This is a genomic window from Leifsonia sp. Root1293, assembly GCF_001425325.1.
Classification (GTDB): Bacteria; Actinomycetota; Actinomycetes; order Actinomycetales; family Microbacteriaceae; genus Orlajensenia.
Genome location: NZ_LMEH01000001.1, coordinates 2406455 through 2426242 on the forward strand (window position 1 = coordinate 2406455; position 19788 = coordinate 2426242).

Sequence of the window (19788 nt, forward strand, 5' to 3'; positions counted from 1 at the left end):
ATGCCCGTCGAGACCCCAGCCGAGCTCGCCAGGGTGCGCGAGAGCATCGCCACCCTCACTGAGAAGCGCCGCACGCTCATCCGCAAGCCGGCCGAACGCGGCCTGCGAGGCGACATCCTGAAGCTCGACGGCGACCTGCGCGAGATCATCGGGGGCCTCCGGGAACGACTCGATCCCTGCGACGCATCGCCCGAGGTCCCCCTCGTCCTCCTGCCCGTGCGCATCGAGAGCAAGCTCGCTCCGGGCACGTCGACGCTGCGGGTGCGCATCTCCCCGGACGAGGCGCACATCGACAGCCTGCTGCGGTCGGTGACGGATGCCGAGGTCGCCGCCGGCCAGGCCTACTGGCGTGCCGTCTGGGTCGACGCCTCAGACTCGGCGGCATGGCCGGAGCTCATCGAGGCCGTCGGCGCCCGTCGAGCCGGCTGGGTCGCCGAGGTGACGACGCCGACGAACCTCGCAACGCGCGGACAGGGCGACCCGTCGTTCCCGACCACCCCGGAGGAAGTCGCCCACGGCACCGTCGCACGGTGCCTGCCCGACCAGTTCGTCGTCCGAGTGTTCCCGAACGGCGCAGCGCCCATCACGGTGACGGGCTCGCCCGTCGCCCCCGACGTTCCCCTCTCGCCCATCGCCTTCGGCGACGACGAACTGAGCGAGGTCTCGGGACTGAACGTCCCGGTCGGCTCGGAATGGACCGTCGACTTCCCGGCGGCCGTGCAGGCCGGTCTCGGGGTCGAGGTGCCCCTGCCTGCCGGCACGACGCTCATCGACCGCATCGTGGTGGTCGGCACGCGCAACTCCGTGTCGGAAGAGGCCAACGCGGCCGACTTCGTCGAGCTGCTGACGAGTCACAGGTTCAGCGACGGGGTGTCACTTCTCGCCGCCGGAACCGCAACCAACAACGCCGACGCCGAGCGGTCGCCGTACCGTCCGGGCGCGAGCGCCGGCGCACCTGCGCTGGAGCCGCGCACGCCGACGCGGGACGCCACGCGTCTGGCCGCTGCGCTGGGTTTGGATGCCGCATCCGTCGAACACCTCCTCGACCCCGCCAGTCCGGTGTCGACCCAGGACGAGGCGGAGGAGGCCGCGAACACCGCCCTCTGGTTCGCCACGTGGGAGGGTGTGCTGGAACGCCTCGACGACCCGGCCATTCCGGCCGTCACTCCGGGCAGCATCGAATCTGCCCGGCGTCTGCACCGCGACCACGTTCGTGGAGCCGGCCCGGCCCCGGCGCTCCGCATCGGCGCCCAGCCGTACGGCGTGCTGCCGGTGACGGACCTCGACGCCTGGAGCCCGTGGTCGGGCGAGATCACAGCGCAGCTCGTTCCGCTGATCCGCCGCACGTTGGCGCGCTGGGCCAGTCGCTCGTCGGTCGTCCCCCACGTGCGGCCCGGTGACCAGCTCAGCGACCAGGACCTGCTCGACATGCTCGGCACCAGCCCGGTCTCGACCGGCGTGAGGGCGCGGCCGGCGGTCGATGGCGCGCAGGTGGGCCCCTTCGCCGCAGCGACGGGGGCGGATGCTGCCCGGGTGCAAGCCGAGGCGCAGCTGCGCACGGCCATCCTCTCCCAGTTCTCCGTCGACGCCGCCAAGATCCTGAAGACCCCGGCGCTGCACGACGAATCCCGCACCATCGGCCTGCCGCTGGTGTCGGATCGAGACGCCGAGGTCGTGGCCGAGATCCTCGCCGGCACCACCCCGAAGGTCGACAGCGTGCTGCAGGCTCTGCTCGACATCGCGTGGGACAGCGCGAAGCGGCTGCGCTTCCGGGCGACGCCGCAGGAGTTCGTGGGTCCGCTGCTCGACTTCGTCGAGCTCGACCCCGAGATCGTCCGTCTCGTGACCTCCGCGGCATCCGCCGATGCAGCCCTCGACGACACAGCACCCTCTCACTTCTTCGCCGCGGCCGAGAAGGTCGCGTCGGTGCAGCACTTCGAGGGTCAGCCGGCCGAACGGGTGAGCATCGCGGCGATCGAGCCGATCGCTGAAGCACGCACCTCGCTCGCTCAGGTCGCGCTCGATCTCGGCGACACCGCCCAGGCCAAGTGGCTGGGAGGCAGTGCCATCACCGAGCTGCTCTACGCCTTCGGCGTCAGCGGGGAGGTGCGCGCCGCCATGATCGCGCTCGCTGCCGCCCCGCTCGAGGAACGCCGCATCGCCGTCGCCCACGCCCTCGACCTCGCGTCGCACCGGGTCGACGCATGGGCGACGGGCCTCGCGACATCACGTCGGGCCACGCTCGCGGCATCCGCTCCCGTAGGGATGACCATCGGGGCGTTCGGCTACGTCGAGCAGATCCGGCTTGGGGCCGGCCGCCGCGATCCGGACGGATGGATCCACGCGCCGAGCAGTTCGCACGCCGTCGCCGCCGGAGTGCTCGCGAGCGCGCACCGCTCCAACATCGGCGCGAAGCCCGGCGCTCAGCCCTTCGCGATCGACCTGTCGAGTCGCAGGGGCGTCGAGCTCCGCCGCGTGCTCGAGGGTGTTCAGGCCGGCCAGTCGATCGGGGCGCTGCTCGGCTACCAGATCGAGCGCGGCCTCGCCGGAACATCGGCGGCCCGCTTCCAGCTCAGCCTGCGCCAGATCGCACCGGAGGCCACCGACCAGCTCGGCAACGACGAGGCCCAGGAGGTCGCCGCCGCCAGGGTCGCCGGTGGTGACGTCGTCGACGGCGCCGAGCTGCTTCGACTGTTCCCGGTGGACTCGCTTGGCGGGGCCAACCCGCCGCTGCGCGCCCGGCTGTCACGCAAGCCCGACAACGCCTTCATCGAGACCTGGGATGCGGTGTCGGATGCCGAGTGGAACCTCGTCGTCGCTGCGATGCGCGGTGCAGCGGCCACCCTCGACGCCGTCTCTGACGCCCTGCTCAGCGAGAGCGTGCTGCAGTACTCGTCAGGCAATCCGTCGCGGGCCTCCGCCGCGATGGACGCCATGGCCAGTGGCGCAGCCGTCGACCCCGACCTCGGCGTGCTGAACGTGCGGCAGACCGGCCGCATCCTCACGCACGGAGTGTTCGCCGTCATCCCCGTCGGGGCACCGGGCTGGTCGACCACCCGCCCGCGCGCTCTCGCAGAGCCGCGACTCGAGGCCTGGGCTGCCCGGCGTCTCGGCGATCCGGCCGGCATCACGGTGACGGATGCCGCGGGAGACAGGCACACGCTCGCCGAGGCCGGCTGGGCGGCCCTCGACCTGGTCTTCATCGACGACGCGGCCTCGCTCGATCGCGAGCTGCGCGCCGCCATCCCCGCGATGGGCGACGCCCCGCTCGCCGACGAACTGGTACGCGCTGCTGCCCTCGCCGGCAGCCTGCGTTCGCTGGCGGCCGGTGGCACCCCGCTCGGCCCGGACGCGCTCGTGCGAACCGGCGTCTCCCCCGAGCGCCGGTTCGACACCGACGAGCTCCTCGCCCGCTGCGACGCCGTGCTCGACGCCCTGGCGGATGTGCTCGCATCGGGCCAGGCCGTGATCGCCGCCGTCGATTCCGACACCCTCGCTGTCGAGGAGGACGACGTGGCCGATGTCGTCGCCGCCGTCCGCGGCCTCGCCGCCTTCGGAGTGCCGCTGGTTCCGGATGCCGCCATCCCGTCGAACATGGCCTGGGCCGTCGGTGCCTGGCAGGCCGCATCCGCCCGCCTCGAACAGGCACGGGCAACTCTGGCCGCCCTGCGCGACCCGGCGCGCGACCCCGCTGCGACGGAGGGCGAGCTCATCGACGCCTGCCGTGCTGTGGCCGAGGGAATCCTCGGCGACGGCTTCCTGCTGCTGCCGCTGCTGGCGAAGCCGACGGGCACCGACGCGTTCTCGACCGCCGTGACGAAGCCCGCGATGAAGAAGCAGCCGCCGCGGTCGCGGGTGAACGCCTTCGTGCGGGACCACGCGAGCGTGCAGGCCGGCGTCGGGCGCCTCGCCGAGGCACAGCTGCTCGGCAGCGCCCTCGGCCAGCCGATCCCCCTGCGCGTCGTGCAGCTCACCGAACGCGACGAGTCGACCGGCGACCCCGCCGTCGGCACCGATCGCTGGCTGGCCGGAGCCCTGCCGGACGACCTTCCGTGGCCTGCCGCATCCGCCAGTCACCTGATCGTCGAGATCGTCGGCGACGAGGATGCCGTCGGCGGAGCCTTCGCCGGCCTCGCCATCGACGGCTGGGCCGAGACCCTGCCGTACCAACCCGATCCTCGAGCGTTCGATCCCGCGGCCCCCGACAATCCCCTCAGGGCGGCTCGGGCGACCACCGGCCTCGCCGTGCATGCCAATCAGGCCTCGGCGCGGGCGCCGCAGGTAGTGCTCTCGGCGGTGTCGCCGGACGGGAAGCGCTGGACGACGGACTCCGTGGTCGCGACGGTTCTCGAGGCGGTCGATCTGGCCAAGGCGCGACTGGTGACCTACGAGTACACACCGGGTGACGCTGCGATCCTGCCGGCCATCTACGTGGCGAGTCCCTGGTTGCAGATCCGCAAGGGCCTCCAGTTCTCCGAACTGGCCAAGGCGAAGTGGTCCGGCGCCACGATCCCGTTCCTCTCGGAGGTGAAGTGATGGCCGTCAACATCCCCATCGACATGATGGTGAACGCCGTGACAGACCAGAACCTGGCCTCGATCGTGAAGCTGCTGCAGGTGGCCGATTCTCCGGCCATGGTGCGGCTCGAGCCCGACTCGATCACCGGTGATCCGGCTCCGGGCTCCGAGGCGCGGATCGGCGACGCCGCGTGGCTGCTCGGCCGGCAGTGGCAGTTCGGCGAGCTCACCGGCGAGGACGCCGGCTCGGTGGTGTCGGTGCACGTGTCGTCGAGCGCTCTGCCGATCACGGCGTGGGCGCCGCTCGCGGGTGCGGCGGCATCCTCATCCGATCTCGCCGGGGTCGACTGGCACCCCTGGCGCACCGGGGCGCTCCTCGAAGAGCTCGTCCAGGACGTTCCGGAACTGGCGTTCGGCGACGGGTTGCGCCAGCGGGCCGAGGCCGGCGCCCAACTCGTCGACCTGCTGACCGATGCCGGCGAGAAGACTCTCGCGCGCTCACTGGTCGGGCGGCATCCGCTCACCCTCGACGACGACCCCAACGACCCCCTAGGACTGAACGACCCTCAGGCGGCACGCCTGTTCACGGTGCTCGGGGGAGCCGTGCCGGACGGAGGCTCGCTCGCGGCCGAGGTGCGCGCCGGCGACCCGGCGTGGATCGGGGAGGCGACGGATGCCGCAGCCACCCGCACCGTGATCGCCGATTGGCTGGAGTGGCTGGGCGGTGCACCCGATTCGGGCGGAGCCTGGTCCACCGAACGGCTGGAGTACAGCTTCGCGCTGCGCTTCGGCGACGAGCACAACGCCGTGTTCGCCCGCGGCACCCAGTTCGGGTCGGCGTCGGTGCGCTGGAGCGACCTCGAGTGGGTCGAGGGCGCGAGCGGTTCCCTCCCCGATGGATCGGCAGACGGGACCCCGGTGACCAGCGAGGCCACCATGCTCGCCACCCCGCTGCGGTTCCCCGGGATGCCCGCCGACCGCTACTGGCAGCTCGAGGACGGCGCCGTCGACCTGGGCGCGATCGAGGCCCAGACCAACGACCTCGCCAGGCTGTGTCTCGCCGAGTTCGCCCTGTCGTCAGGCGACGACTGGCTCGCCGTGCCCGTCGACGGCCTGCTGGGCGCCGTCAACAGGGTCGGCGTCGTCACTCTCACCGATGACTTCGGCGATGCCGTCACGGTGTCGGAGCTCTCCGACCCCGCCTTCACGATGTTCGGCGTCGCGTCGGCCGGTGGGCGGATGCTGCCCGGAATCGTGCTGCCGCCCACCGCGGTCGGCACCCTCGTCGGGGAGGCCCTGGAGGACGTGCTGTTCCTCCGCGACGAGATGGCGAACATGGCGTGGGCCATCGAGAACTCGGTGCAGGGACGCAGCGGCGACCCGCGACGACGTTCGAGCGAGCCGGCGCCAGAGCCCGACCCGTGGCCGACCGGCCTCACCCAGGAGGAGCGCGCCTACAGACTGCAGTCGCCGGTGCCCGCGCACTGGATACCGCTGGCTCCGGTCGCACTGAAGCCAGGCCAGGTGTCGCTGCGGAAGGCCGCCCTCCTGCGCGACGGCGCTCCCGTCGTTCCGAGCGGCGTCACCCTGAGGCCGACACCGCTGACCTTCCCCGGTGAGGAGCTGCCGCGCGAGGGCGTGCACCTGCGTGCCGTTCCGGTTCTGGCGCGACGGGCCGACGGAAGCTACGCGAAGTGGGCGGCCTACAGGGTGCGGACGGGACGCGGGGAGGCCTCCAGCAGGCTCGCCTGGGACTCCGCCCTGTCGTTCACCGACATGACGCATCCGCCGACGGCGTAGGCATCCCCGCTCGCTGAGCCCCGGACGGAGTCCGCGGGCGAAGCGCGCATCGCTCGTCACACCCCTCCGCCGCCCCCTCCGCCGCTGCCGCCGCCCGACGAAGCGCCGCCGGTGGATCCGCCACTCGACGCCGAGTAGCTGGACGTGACGCTCGATGAGACCGAGCTGATGCTCGTCGCGAAGAGGGCCGCGTTGAACGGATGCGACCCGACGTACCAGCCGGGCTGCGCCCCGATCTCCTCGTAGTAGCGACCGAGTTCCGCCGTCCACTTCTTCTCGTGTCCGAGCAGCACCGCCCAGGGCAGCAGCCGCTCGGTGAGGTCGAGCATCTGCTCCCTGTCGTCCGTGGCGACGGGGGTGCGCTCGGCACCTTGGGGCGATTGTAGGTAGCGGATGCGGTCGGCCTCCGCCAGCCTGATGTACTCGTCGAGTCCCCTGAGGTGATCACGCGCCTCGACGCCCTTCGCGTCGAGCGGGTACTTCGCCACCGCGACGCAGGCTGCGATCATGGCCGCGACCGCGACCCCGAGGAACACTCCGGGCCAGAATCCGCCGTACACCGTGGCCAGCGAGATGGCCGAGAACAGGACCGCGAGAACTCCGGCCACGATGGCCCCCAGGACCACGAGGGTGACAGGGCGCGTGGGGAACCGCCTGCGGTACCCATCGGTCACCGCATCCGCTCGCACCCTCTTGCCGGCAGCGGTGAGCCGCTTGAGCGCCTTCGAATCGGCCTTGCCGAGCGGCCGGCGCTCGCCGGGGGTGAGCTCGGCACCGAAGATGGCGTGCAGCACCTCGAGGTCCTCGGCACTCGGCTCAGGGTGGCGATAGGCCTCGCGCCCCGTCGCGCCGGTCTGGACGAACTCGAGCTCGTAGGAGTCCTTTCCCCTGCCGCGCGGGTCGGCCACCTCGACGATGCGCACCCGTCCGGCGACGGCGAGCGCGAGGATCTGGGCTGGCGGCACCGTCGTGCTCTTGCCGAGGATGACACCGGCCAGGGCGACGCCGACCCCGCGTGGCGGCAGGTACTCCGCCACGATGGTCCCCCGCCCCGGGGCATCCCTCAGCCGGGTGGACCGCACCACGAACGCCCCGATCATCGCCAGCACGGCGAGCATGGTGAACACGAGCGCGAGAGTCGGCCACGGGGCCGCCGTGAAGCCGTCGTCACGGGGAGTGAACGTGCCGTTCTCGAAACCGATGGAGAAGGTCAGGTTCTCGTGCGGTCCGACATCGGACGCGGCGAATTCGTAGCCGTCGGCCGTCTCGGTGATCTCGGCCGGTCCGTTCTCGCCCTCGGCACCCGAGGCCGCATCGGCATTGCCCGTCCGGGCCTCGAGGAGCTCATCGCTCAGGTGCACCGTCGCGGTGACCTGCCCGAACGGCTGAGCCCAGTCGGTGCCGTTGGTGTCGCGGTAGAACTCCTGCGCGTCGGTGTCGGCGTAGTACCTGTCGAGGTACTTCTCGGTATAGGTGATCACGTAGGTCTGGCGGCCGTGCACGTACTCGTCGCCGGCGATGGTGAGGCTCACGACGCCGTCGTCGCTGTCCTCCTCGTAGGCGCGCTCCCGGCCGTCGCCGTCGGTCACCGACACGATGGTGAGCTCGGTCGGATGCCCGTCGTAGTCGGCGTTGAGGTTGCGGCGGATGCCGCGATTCTGGTCGGCATCCGGGAACAGCGCCACCAGTGTCTCCACGGTCGTCACGGTGGAGTGCCCGTCGGCGTCGCGGTCCAGCGAGTAGTCGCCGGAGAAGCTCTCGAAGGTGAAGTCGTCGACGTCGGCGAGCGCCGGGGCCGCCGGGAGGAGAGCGCCTCCGACGGCGATCGCAGCGGCGATGGTCAGTGCTATGAGTCGTCTCACGCGATTCAGCCTAGGTCGGACACGGCGTCGGATGCCCACCCGGGATCGGCCATACTCGGAACCATGCCCACTTCGCCAGCGCCGAGCAGTGCTCAGCGCCCGCATCCGAACTGGCGGGTGCACCCGGCCTGGATCGTCGCCGGCGTGGCGTTCCTGGCCCTGGTCGGCGCGGCCGGGTTCCGAGCAGCGCCGAGCGTGCTCATGCTCCCCCTCGAGGCGGAGTTCGGGTGGTCGCGCACCCAGCTCTCGGTGGCCGTGACGGTGAACCTGCTGCTCTACGGGCTGATGGCGCCCTTCGCCGCCGCCCTCATGGCGCGCTTCGGCATGCGGATCGTCACCACCTGCGCACTGCTGCTCGTCGCGGCGGGCGCCGGGCTGAGCGTCTTCGCGACCGAGCCGTGGATGCTGGTGCTCACGTGGGGCTTCCTCATCGGCATCGGCACGGGATCGATGGCGCTGGTCTTCGCGGCGACCGTGGCCGACCAGTGGTTCGTCCGCAGCCGCGGACTCGTCGTGGGCATCCTCACTGCCGGAAGCGCGACGGGCCAGCTGGCGTTCCTGCCGTTCATCGCGATCCTCGTCGAGCAGCAGGGGTGGCGCCAGGCGACGCTGCTCGTCGCCTGCGGAGCGCTCGCCGTGGTGCCCCTGGTGCTGCTCTTCCTGCGCAACAATCCCGTCGACCTCGGCCTCACGCCGTTCGGTGCGCCCGACTCCTACGTCTACCAGCCGCCCGCGCGGGGCAATGCCGCCAAGCTCGCGCTGTCCACCCTCGCCAGGGCGAGCAGGGTGCGCACGTTCTGGGCGCTGGTCGCCGGATTCGCCATCTGCGGCGCCACCACCAACGGGCTGGTCGGCACCCACTTCATCCCGAGTGCGCACGATCACGGCATGGCCGAGACGACAGCCGCCGGTCTGCTCGCCGTCGTGGGCTTCTTCGACATCGTGGGCACCATCGCATCGGGCTGGCTGACGGATCGCGTGAACCCCCGCATCCTGCTCGCCGTCTACTACGCCGGCCGCGGCGTGGGCCTGCTCGTGCTGCCGTTCCTGCTCTCGGCCACCGTCGCCCCGCCCATCATCATCTTCGTCGTCATCTACGGGCTGGACTGGGTCGCGACGGTTCCTCCGACAGTCGCCCTCTGTCGCGAGGTGTTCGGCAAGGACGGACCCATCGTCTTCGGCTGGGTGTTCGCGTCGCACCAGGTCGGAGCGGCCATTGCGGCCACCGCCGCCGCGACGGTGCGCGACACCACGGGCGAGTACACCCTGGCCTGGTTCGGCGCGGCCGGGCTGTGCATCGTGGCTGCCGTCGTGAGCATCTCGATCTCGCGGCGCCCGCGAGCCCTGGATGCGGCATCCGTCGCGGCCTGATCGATGCGGGAGAAGTCGAGGATCGATCGCTTGACGCCGTCGCGCGCGCGTGCAATTCTGAAAGGCTGATTCGGGCGCACCTGCTGCGTGCGCCGGCCGCACACGAGACACCGACCACAGCCAACGTCGCCACCCGTGTCGGTGGGTGGGTGCAGACTGCGTCTGCAACCCGCGTGACACCCATCACCCCAGATGTCCCTCCATTCCACCACCATTCGGAGATCTGATGCTCGGAAAGCTCCTCGTCCGCTACCTGAAGCCGTATCGCTGGGCGCTGCTCGGCGTGCTGGTCTTCCAGTTCATCGCGGCTCTCGCCTCGCTGTACCTGCCCACCCTCAACGCCCAGATCATCGACGAGGGCGTCGCCACCGGCGACACCGGCTACATCTGGTCGACGGGCGTGATGATGCTCGGCATCTCGCTCGGCCAGATCATCGCCTCGATCATCGCCACCTACTTCGCCGCCCGCGCCGCGATGCAGATGGGCCGCGACATCCGCAACAACATCTTCGAGAGGGTGAGCGGCTTCTCGGAACGAGAGGTCTCGCAGTTCGGCGCCGGGTCGCTCATCACCCGCAACACGAACGACGTCCAGCAGGTGCAGATGCTCGCGATGATGGGCGCCACCATGCTCGTCTCGGCTCCGCTGCTGGCCATCGGCGGCGTGATCATGGCCATCCGCCAGGACATCGGCCTCACCTGGATCATCGCGATCGCGGTTCCGGCCCTGCTGATCGTGGCCGGTCTCATCATCAGCCGCATGGTGCCGCTGTTCCGCACCTACCAGAAGCGCCTCGACGCTGTGAACCGCATCATGCGCGAGCAGCTCACGGGCATCAGGGTCGTGCGCGCGTTCGTGCGTGAGCCCATCGAGGAGGAGCGCTTCGCCGGCGCGAACCACGACATCATGGTCGTCGGCCGCAAGGTCGGCTCGCTCTTCGTGGTGCTGTTCCCGCTGGCCATGCTGGTGCTCAACGTCACCGTCGTCGCCGTGATCTGGTTCGGCGCCATCAGGGTCGACAACGGCGAGATCCAGATCGGCACCCTGTTCGCGTTCATGCAGTACATCATGCAGATCCTCATGGGCGTGCTCATGGCGAGCTTCATGACCATCATGATTCCGCGCGCCGCCGTGTCGGCAGACCGCATCGGAGAGGTGCTCGACAGCACCAGCACGCTGATCCGTCCGACCGAGCCGGCGACGGCCTTCCCCGAGCCCGGTGCTGTGTCGTTCGAGAACGCGGGCTTCACCTATCCCGGCGCCGAGCAGCCGGTGCTCTCCGGCATCACCTTCAGGGCGGAGCCTGGCGAGACCGTCGCCGTCGTCGGATCGACCGGGGCCGGCAAGACCACCCTCGTCTCCCTGATCCCCAGGCTCTTCGACGTGACGGCCGGTTCGGTCTCCGTCGGCGGCGTCGACGTGCGCCAGGCCGACCTCGACCTGCTCTGGAACGGCATCGGGCTCGTGCCGCAGCGTCCATTCCTGTTCACCGGGACGATCGCGTCGAACCTCCGCTTCGGGCGGGAGGAGGCGACGGACGACGAGCTGTGGCGGGCACTCCAGATCGCCCAGGGCGCCGACTTCGTCTCCGAGATGGACGGCCAGCTCGAGGCCCGCATCTCCCAGGGCGGCACCAACGTCTCCGGCGGCCAGCGCCAGCGCCTCGCCATCGCGAGGGCCATCGTGCACCAGCCCGACGTGCTCGTCTTCGACGACTCGTTCTCGGCGCTCGACCTCACCACTGACGCCCGACTACGACAAGCCCTCTGGAGGGAGCTGCCCCAGGTGACGAAGATCGTGGTCGCCCAGCGCATCTCGACCATCACCGATGCCGACCGCATCGTGGTCCTCGACGACGGACGGATGGTGGGGGTCGGAACGCACGAGCAGTTGCTCGAGACGAGCCAGACCTACCGCGAGATCGTCGAATCGCAGCTCGGAGTGGAGGCAAGCGCATGAGCACCGGAACCACGAGCGTGATCTCCGCCGAGGAGCAGCTGGAACTCGAACTCGCCGAGCAGGCGCGCCTCGCCTCCGGCGACTGGGACAGCGTCAAGCCCGGAAAGGCAGCGAACTTCCGCCAGAGCTTCGGCCGCCTCATCGGCCTGCTGAAACCGCACCGCGTCGCGTTTATCTTCGTGTCGCTGCTCGGGGCCATCGGCGTTCTGCTGACCGTCGCGGCACCGAAGGTGCTCGGCGAGGCGACCAACATCATCTTCGAGGGCGTCGTCTCGGCGCAGCTGCCCGCCGGCGTCACACAGGACCAGGTGGTCGCGGGCCTCCGCGCCGAAGGCCAGACCGACCAGGCGAACATGATCGCCGCCATGGACATCACACCGGGCGAGGGCGTCGACTTCGTGCGACTCAGCCAGGTGCTCATGTTCGTGCTGGCGCTCTACCTCGTCGCATCGGTGCTGAGCTGGGTGCAGGGCTTCGTGATCAACATCATCATGATGCGCACGATGTACCGCCTGCGCGAGTCGGTCGAGGCGAAGATCAACCGCCTGCCGCTCAGCTACTTCGACAAGGTGCAGCGCGGCGAGCTGATCTCGCGGGTCACCAACGACATCGACAACATCACGCAGACGATGCAGCAGTCCCTCTCCACTGTGATCACCAGCGTGCTCACAGTCGTCGGCGTGCTCATCATGATGTTCTCGATCTCGTGGCAGCTCAGCATCGTCGCCCTCGTCTCGCTGCCGCTCATGGGCGTCATCTTCGGGATCATCGGCCCGAAGTCGCAGAAGGCCTTCGGCATCCAGTGGCGCAAGGTCGGCCGTCTCAACGCCCGCGTCGAGGAGTCGTTCTCCGGACACGCCCTCGTCAAGGTGTTCGGCCGCGAGGAAGACGCCATGGCGAAGTTCAAGGCCGAGAACGAGGAGCTCTACCAGGCCTCCTTCAAGGCGCAGTTCCTCTCCGGCATGATCATGCCCGGCATGATGTTCATCGGAAACCTCACGTACGTGGGCATCGCCGTTCTCGGCGGTCTCATGGTGGCGAGCGGCCAGCTGCGCCTCGGTGACGTTCAGGCGTTCATCCAGTACTCGCAGCAGTTCACGCAGCCGCTGTCCGAACTCGGCGGCATGGCTGCTGTCGTCCAGTCGGGCACAGCATCGGCTGAGCGCGTGTTCGAGCTGCTCGACGAGGAGGAACAGGAGCCCGACGCCGTCGATGCGCCCAAGCCCGCCGATGGCGACGGCACGATCTCCTTCGAGAACGTGGCCTTCTCCTACACGCCCGACCGTCCTCTCATCCGCGACCTGACGTTCAGCGTCAAGCCCGGCCAGACCGTGGCGATCGTCGGCCCGACGGGTGCCGGGAAGACCACGCTGGTGAACCTCATCATGCGGTTCTACGAGCTGAACGGCGGCCGCATCCTCCTCGACGGTCAGGACATCGCCGAGCTGCGCCGTCACGACGTGCGGTCGCGCACGGGCATGGTGCTCCAGGATCCATGGCTGTTCGCGGGAACCATCCGCGAGAACATCCGCTACGGACGACAGAGCGCGACCGACGAAGACATCGTGGCCGCGGCCAAGGCCACCTACGTCGACAGGTTCGTTCACTCCCTGCCCGAGGGATACGACACCCTGCTCGACGAGGACGCGTCGAATGTGTCCGCTGGCGAGAAGCAGCTCATCACGATCGCGAGGGCGTTCGTCTCGAATCCATCCGTTCTCATCCTCGACGAGGCGACCTCATCGGTCGACACCCGCACCGAGCTGCTGCTGCAGCACGCCATGGCAGCTCTCCGCAACGGGCGCACGTCGTTCGTGATCGCTCACCGACTCTCGACGATCCGCGACGCCGACCTGATCCTCGTGATGGAGCACGGCGACATCGTGGAGCAGGGGTCGCACGAGGAGCTCATCACCCGTGAGGGCGCGTACTTCCGCCTCTACAACTCGCAGTTCGAGGGCGCGACCGACATCGACGCCGAACTGGCGGCCGTGACGGGATCCGTGTCGGCGGCGTCAGGACCCGAGTCGGCCGCGGAAGCGCAGAGCGACCCGGCGAACGCCTAGCGGCATCGGGTGCTCCGTTCACTTCGAACGGAGCACCCGGAACGCCGACGTTCACCTGACGGCCCTGTCGCAGACGGCGGAATCGCGCGAGACTCGAGCCATGGCCGCACGGGAGACACGGATGCCGCGCTCGATCGCGGCCGTCGTCGGCGTGCTTCTCGTGGCGACGGCGGTCATCGTGGCCATCGCGGGAACGGCACTGGTGGCGGCGGGCGCCGAGATCGCGTTCCTTCTGGTGCTGGTCGCCCTCCCCGTGTTCGTCACGGGAATCGGTGCCCTGGCCGTCGACGCCGGGCGGCGGTGAGGGCGGTGACGACGGGATCAGCGGCGCCGGCATCGGCTTCAGCGATGCGCCGCCGTGAGGCTGCTCCGGCGCCCTGGGCGCCCACAGCTATCCTCCTCATCGTTGCCGGAATCGCTCTGGCCATCGCTGCCGGCATCAGGTGGCAGCCCTGCAGCCTGGACATCGATTCGATGGCCTGCGTCGCGGCGCAGGACCACCTGCGCGACTACGGGATCGTCAGCGCACCGTTCGAGCCGATCTTGGGCGCCGTCGTGCTCGCCGCACTGGCCTCCTTCGTGATGACGGGCTTCTGGCTGCTGTGGGCGTCGTGGGCGGCATCTGCAGTTGCATCGCCGGCTGCATCGCGCCTCGCTCTCGTCACCTGCCTCGTCTCGGCCGCGGCGACCGCTGTCATCGGCGCTGGCCAGCTCCTGGCTGCGGTCACGGATGCGGCACTCGGTGTTCTCGACTGGGTTCCGGCATCCGTTCTCGGGCTCATCGCGTTCCTCGCACCCGTCATCGCCGCGAGCGTTCTGCTGGTGCTCAGCTCATCCCGCCGCGGCCGCCTCGCCTGGGCGGTGCTCGTGCTCGGGCTGTGCATCGGCAGCCAGATCGCCGAGTTCGTGCTCCTGTCGAGCCTGTTCCTCGCCTCGCACGACTCCCCGATCGGCACAGGGTTCGTCTCGGCAGCGACCCTCGTGATCAGCGGCTGCTTCTTCGGCGTCGCCGCGATCGACCGCGCCCGAATCCGCGTTGTCAACCCTCCCGCGAGTTGATCACCGGCGCTTCCCCCGGGCATACGATGGGTGCCGTGGAGAGGGCGGCTCCTGTGTGAGCCGAGGACCTGATGATGCCGAAGAAGCCGTCTGCAGTCCGCACGAATCTCCGCTCAGCCACGTCGACGCATCGCGCAGCTGACACGAGCACGCCCAGACGAGCGCGCCGGAACGATTGAAGGGGAGAGTCGTGACGACTTCCAATGAGAGTGCCAAGGCGACGGAGACGAGTGGCAAGGCGCCGACAGGCAAATACCGACGCAGGGCGATAGGCCTGGCCGTCTCGGCCGCCGTCGGTGGATTCCTGTTCGGTTTCGACTCATCGGTGATCAACGGCGCCGTCGACTCGATCCAGAAGGACTTCGGCCTCAACGACGTCATCACGGGCTTCACCGTGGCCATCGCGCTTCTCGGCTGTGCGCTCGGCGCCTACCTCGCGGGCACCCTCGCCGACCGCTGGGGCCGGCTCAGGGTCATGCTCCTCGGTGCCATCCTGTTCTTCGTCAGCTCCATCGGCGCCGGTCTCGCCTTCTCGGTCTGGGATCTCGCGCTCTGGAGGGTCATCGGTGGTCTCGGCATCGGCATCGCCTCCGTCGTCGCTCCGGCCTACATCGCCGAGATCGCGCCCCGACAGATCCGCGGCGGGCTGGCCTCGCTGCAGCAGCTGGCGATCACCATCGGTATCTTCGCCGCCCTGCTCTCGGACGCCCTCCTCGCCGGTGTGGCCGGCGGTGCAGACGACGTGCTCTGGCTCGGACTCGAGGCCTGGCGCTGGATGTTCCTCGTCGGGGCCATCCCCGCGGTCGTCTACGGCGTGATCGCCCTGCGCCTGCCGGAGTCGCCGCGGTACCTCCTCACCCAGGGCCGCACGGAGGAGGCTCGCGAGATCTTCTCGACCCTCGTCGAAGCGGACGACCTCGACCGTGCCGTCGACGACATCCAGAAGGCGATCGACGAGGACAAGGAGGGCGCGAAGGCCACACTGCGCGGCAAGGCGTTCGGCCTGAAGCCCATCGTGTGGATCGGTCTGACGCTGTCGATCTTCCAGCAGTTCGTCGGCATCAACGTGATCTTCTACTACTCGACGACGCTGTGGAAGGCCGTCGGATTCGCTGAGTCCGACTCTCTGCTCATCAGCGTCATCACCTCGATCACGAACGTCGCCGTCACGGTGGTCGCCATCCTCCTGGTCGACCGTCTCGGCCGCCGCCCGATCCTTCTCGCCGGCTCGACGGGCATGTTCATCTCGCTCGGTGCGATGGCCCTCGCGTTCTCGTTCGCCGTCACCGGGTCGAACGGCGAGGTCTCGTTGCCGGATGCCTGGGGCCCGATCGCTCTGGTCGCCGCCAACATCTTCGTGATCTCCTTCGGCGCATCGTGGGGCCCGATCGTGTGGGTGCTCCTCGGCGAGATCTTCCCGAGCCGCATCCGAGGCAAGGCCCTCGGCCTGGCGGCGGCAGCGCAGTGGATCGCCAACTTCCTCATCACGGTGTCGTTCCCGGCACTGGCGGCGTTCTCGCTCACCTTCACCTACGGCATGTACGCCGCGTTCGCCCTGCTGTCGGGCATCTTCGTGTTCTTCAAGATCCCGGAGACCCGCGGCATGGCGCTCGAGGAGGCCGAGGTCACCTTCGCGTCCAAGCCCAGGCGCGGCAAGGCGGAGGTCTCAGCCAAGCTGTAGCCGCACACCCCGGCAGGACTGCTGAGGGTCGGGCGCGCTTCGCGCCCGACCCTCACTGCGTCTCGGCACGCAGCCCGCACTCAGCTGCCGTTCACTTTCGCGGCATCCCGTGCTGCCATGATCGACCGATGACCACACGCGCCCGCCGACGCACAGCGCGAGGTCTCTCGGTGCTGGTGTGGGGCATCGTGCTCTCGGCCCTGCTGGTGTTCCATCGGGTCCTTCCCGGCTTCGCCGGCGCACTGTCGCTGATCGAGGCCGCATTCCCCTGGTTGGGCATCGTCGTCGTGGCGCTGATCGTCGGGGCCATCATCGTGCGCACGCCGGCAGGCGTCATCGGAGCGGGTGCCGCGACTCTCGCCTGGTGCGTCGTCGTGCTGCCGGCCGCGCTGCCGGTTCCCGCCGTCGCCGCCACCGCCGAGACCACCACGATCGTCAGCGAGAACCTCGAGGCCGGCAACGGGGACGCAGCGGCCATGGTGAGCGCCCTCGCCGATGACGCACCCGACGTGATCGTGCTGCAGGAGCTGAGCGGCGACATCCGGGACACCGTGGCGGATGCCCTGGCCGACCGGTACCCCTACTCGTTCGTCGCCGGCACCGTCGGCGTCTGGAGCACGACAGAGCTCACGAACGGACAACGACTCGATCTCGGGCTGGGCTGGAAGCGCGCGCTCAGCGTCGACGTCGAGACGGCGCAGGGCGTGACACGGCTGTTCGCCGTGCACCTCGCCTCGTTCCGACCCGGCGAACATGAGGATCGCGACAGGATGCTCGAGAACCTCGCCGGCACGCTCGCGGACGACACGTCGAGCCGGCTGGTCGTGATCGGCGACTTCAACACGTCGACAGACGATCACATGCTCGTTCCGGTGACGGATCAGGCGCCGCTCGTGCGCACCGACACAGCAGGATTCCCGTTCACCTGGTCGGCCGGGATCCCGCTGGTGGCGCTCGACCACGCTCTCACGCGAGGCATCGGCGCCGCATCCGTTCATGTGCTCGACGCCAACGGATCCGACCACCGGGCCATCGAACTCACCGTCGGACGCTGACGGCGCTTCTCGTGTATTGACTGAGCGGATGCCCCCTGAACGGGGTACGCGTCCTACGCTGGTACCGGACAGACGACGGGGGAGAGCCATGGCACCGCAGACAGGGAACTCGGCGACGGGCGGCGACTACGCCCGCATGATCACCGTGGCGGTGAGCGCCGTCATCGCCGTGGTCGGCTCGTTCATCGGTTCGGGGGCAGCAGGCGGCACCCCGATCCAGGACGCCGCCGGCGGCGCGCTCGCGGCGGACGCCACAGTGGTCGCGCCGGGTTCCGGTGCGTTCAGCATCTGGAGCGTCATCTACGCGGGCCTGCTCGCCTACGCCATCTGGCAGTTCTTCCCCGGGCAGCGCACCGCGGAGCGCCACCGCCGCCTCGGCTACTGGATCGCGGCGTCGCTCATCCTCAATGCCGCGTGGATCCTCAGCATCCAGTTCGACCAGCTCTGGCTGAGCATCCCGATCATCATCCTCCTGCTCGTGGTGCTCATCCGCAGCTTCCTGCTCGCCAGGCAGTTCCGCGGCGACGGGGTGATCGACGCCATCATCACCGACGGCACCATCGGGCTCTACCTCGGCTGGGTGACCATCGCGACTGTCGCGAACATCACGGCCGGGCTGGTGGCGATCGGCTTCGACGGGTTCGGCCTGGACCCCGACATCTGGGGCGTGATCGTGATCGCGGTCGCTGGCCTCATCGGCGTCGGCCTGGCGGTCAGGGGCGGAGGCAGGCTCGCACCGAGCGCAACACTCTGCTGGGGCATCGGGTGGGTCGCGATCGCCCGCCTCACCGGCGACCTGCTCTCGACACCGACCGCCATTGCCGCGATCGTCGCCGTGGTGGCCATCGTGATCGTGACCATCGTGGTGCGCCTGCGCGCGACGACCGAGGACCCCGACAGGATTCCGGCCGCGGCCGTGGCCTAGGCGGCGTCGTCAGCCGGCTTCGACCCCCGTCGTCGGCGCGAACCGAGATCGAGCACCGCGATGGCGAAGGCCACGGCGATGAACAGGGCGACCGACAGCATCCCGTAGCCGTAGGCGTGGTGGTACAGCGTGATGTCGCTCTCGCCGCTGCCCTTCTCCCGGTAGATCGTGGAGTAGAAGAGCGACAGGGCGATGGCGGTCCCGATGGCCGTTCCGATGCGCTGACCGAGCTGCCCGACGGAGCCGGCCAAGCCACCCTGACGCACCGGGATGTCGTGCAGGGTGAGCGTCTGGTTCGGCGAGACGACGAAGCCGCCGCCGGTTCCTGCGACCAGCATGGCTCCGGCCATGAACCAAGGCGTGAGTTCGGGTGGGGTCAGGATGGCGGCGGCCACGAGCAGCCCGGCGCCCAGCAGCACGCCCACCAGACCCCACACCACGAGGGTGCGGCCGTAGCGGGCGACGAGGATGCCGCCACGCCAGGACGAGAAGGCACTCGTGAGGGCGAATCCGATCGAGACCATCCCCGCGAACACCGGTGCGAGGCCGAGCCCCTGCTGCAGGTAGAGGGTCGTCAGCAGGAACGCCGACGGGAGGGCGGCGAAGTACACGCCGATGAGGGCCGATCCGTTGCGGAACGAGCTGATGCGGAACAGCGTCAGGGGGATCAGCGGATCCCGTCCGTGGGCGGCGTAGCGGGTCTCCCAGGCGATGAAAGCAGTGACCCCGAGCACGAACACCACGAGCATCCACCACCGGGACGGGTTGTCGGTCGGCGCTCCCGTGGTGAGGAGGAACGGCCACATCAGGGCGAGTACCGCGATGCCGAACAGCAGGATGCCGATGGGGTCGACGCTCACCGAACGCGATGATCGCTCGCGGGTCTGCGGGAGCAGCCAGATGGCGAGAGCCAGGGCCGCCACTCCCAGTGGGAGGTTGATCCAGAAGATGAGGCGCCAGCCGTCGCTCTCGCCGCCGATCGCGATCAGCAGGCCGCCGAGAGTCGGGCCCACAGCCGTCGCGATGCCGATCATCGCACCGAACAGGCCGAAGGCCTTCCCACGCTCCGCGCCCTGGAAGAGCTGCTGGATGAGCCCGAGCACCTGCGGCATCTGGATGCCGGCCGCGACACCCTGGACCAGACGGGCGACCAGCAGGAATGTGCTCGTCGGCGCCAGGGCGCAGCCGATGCTCGCCAGGGTGAAGAGGGTGAGACCGACGATGAAGAAGGTCTTGCGCGAACGGATGTCGCCGAAGCGGCCGGCGGGCACCAGCGTGAGCCCGAAGGCGAGCACGTAGCCCGAGACGATCAGTTGCAGTTCGGTCGAACTGGCGCCGAACGACTTCTCGATCGACGGCAGGGCGACGTTGACCTTCGAGAGGTCGAGAATGGTGAGCGCGGCGACAGCGACGCAGACCCAGTACGCTCGCCATCGCTTCTGCGGCGTGAGCGGGATGTTCTGCGTGATCGGAGCAGCCGTCATCGCCTCAG

12 protein-coding genes are annotated in these 19788 nt (G+C 69.5%); 10 read left to right on the forward strand and 2 right to left on the reverse strand.

What is annotated here, in order from left to right; all coding sequences use genetic code 11:
* Positions 1 to 4536, forward strand: coding sequence for a hypothetical protein (locus ASC59_RS11340; protein WP_055822309.1), 4536 nt, complete (start codon positions 1 to 3; stop codon positions 4534 to 4536).
* The gene (locus ASC59_RS11345) at positions 4536 to 6317 is read left to right on the forward strand and encodes a hypothetical protein (RefSeq protein ID WP_055822312.1); all 1782 of its coding nucleotides are present in this window, start codon (positions 4536 to 4538) and stop codon (positions 6315 to 6317) included. Before ASC59_RS11340 ends, ASC59_RS11345 begins: the two co-directional genes overlap by 1 nt.
* A gap of 56 nt (positions 6318 to 6373) precedes the next feature.
* Here the strand turns inward: ASC59_RS11345 and ASC59_RS11350 are convergent, their stop codons facing one another.
* Positions 6374 to 8179, reverse strand: a complete 1806-nt coding sequence (locus ASC59_RS11350; RefSeq protein ID WP_162243184.1) for a DUF2207 domain-containing protein — start codon at positions 8177 to 8179, stop codon at positions 6374 to 6376.
* A gap of 63 nt (positions 8180 to 8242) precedes the next feature.
* Here ASC59_RS11350 and ASC59_RS11355 point away from each other — a divergent pair, with 63 nt between their 5' ends.
* From ASC59_RS11355 to ASC59_RS11390, 8 genes are all read left to right on the forward strand, one after another.
* Positions 8243 to 9550, forward strand: coding sequence for an MFS transporter (locus ASC59_RS11355; RefSeq protein ID WP_055822319.1), 1308 nt, complete (start codon positions 8243 to 8245; stop codon positions 9548 to 9550).
* Between the two features lie 226 nt (positions 9551 to 9776).
* Positions 9777 to 11510 carry an ABC transporter ATP-binding protein gene (locus ASC59_RS11360; protein WP_055822322.1) on the forward strand — a complete coding sequence of 578 codons (1734 nt, stop codon included), beginning with the start codon at positions 9777 to 9779 and terminating at the stop codon, positions 11508 to 11510.
* Complete coding sequence (locus ASC59_RS11365; protein ID WP_055822325.1) at positions 11507 to 13576, forward strand: ABC transporter ATP-binding protein; 2070 nt, start codon at positions 11507 to 11509, stop codon at positions 13574 to 13576. Before ASC59_RS11360 ends, ASC59_RS11365 begins: the two co-directional genes overlap by 4 nt.
* 100 nt (positions 13577 to 13676) lie before the next feature.
* Positions 13677 to 13880 (forward strand): hypothetical protein, encoded by a 204-nt coding sequence (locus ASC59_RS11370; protein ID WP_157488003.1) that lies wholly within the window; start codon positions 13677 to 13679, stop codon positions 13878 to 13880.
* A gap of 44 nt (positions 13881 to 13924) precedes the next feature.
* Positions 13925 to 14635, forward strand: coding sequence for a hypothetical protein (locus ASC59_RS11375; protein WP_055822331.1), 711 nt, complete (start codon positions 13925 to 13927; stop codon positions 14633 to 14635).
* A gap of 175 nt (positions 14636 to 14810) precedes the next feature.
* Positions 14811 to 16316: a sugar porter family MFS transporter gene (locus ASC59_RS11380; protein ID WP_268765483.1), complete on the forward strand. Its 1506-nt coding sequence runs from the start codon at positions 14811 to 14813 to the stop codon at positions 16314 to 16316.
* Positions 16317 to 16444: 128 nt separating this feature from the next.
* A complete protein-coding gene (locus ASC59_RS11385) occupies positions 16445 to 17371 on the forward strand; it encodes an endonuclease/exonuclease/phosphatase family protein (RefSeq protein WP_055822334.1) in 927 nt (308 codons plus the stop codon).
* Positions 17372 to 17459: 88 nt separating this feature from the next.
* Positions 17460 to 18296, forward strand: coding sequence for a tryptophan-rich sensory protein (locus tag ASC59_RS11390; RefSeq protein WP_055822337.1), 837 nt, complete (start codon positions 17460 to 17462; stop codon positions 18294 to 18296).
* On the opposite strand, the gene ASC59_RS11395 is transcribed toward ASC59_RS11390, so the two are convergent.
* Positions 18293 to 19780 (reverse strand): MFS transporter, encoded by a 1488-nt coding sequence (locus tag ASC59_RS11395; protein WP_055822339.1) that lies wholly within the window; start codon positions 19778 to 19780, stop codon positions 18293 to 18295. The two genes, ASC59_RS11390 and ASC59_RS11395, sit on opposite strands and share 4 nt — an antisense overlap.
* Positions 19781 to 19788: the final 8 nt, after the last annotated feature.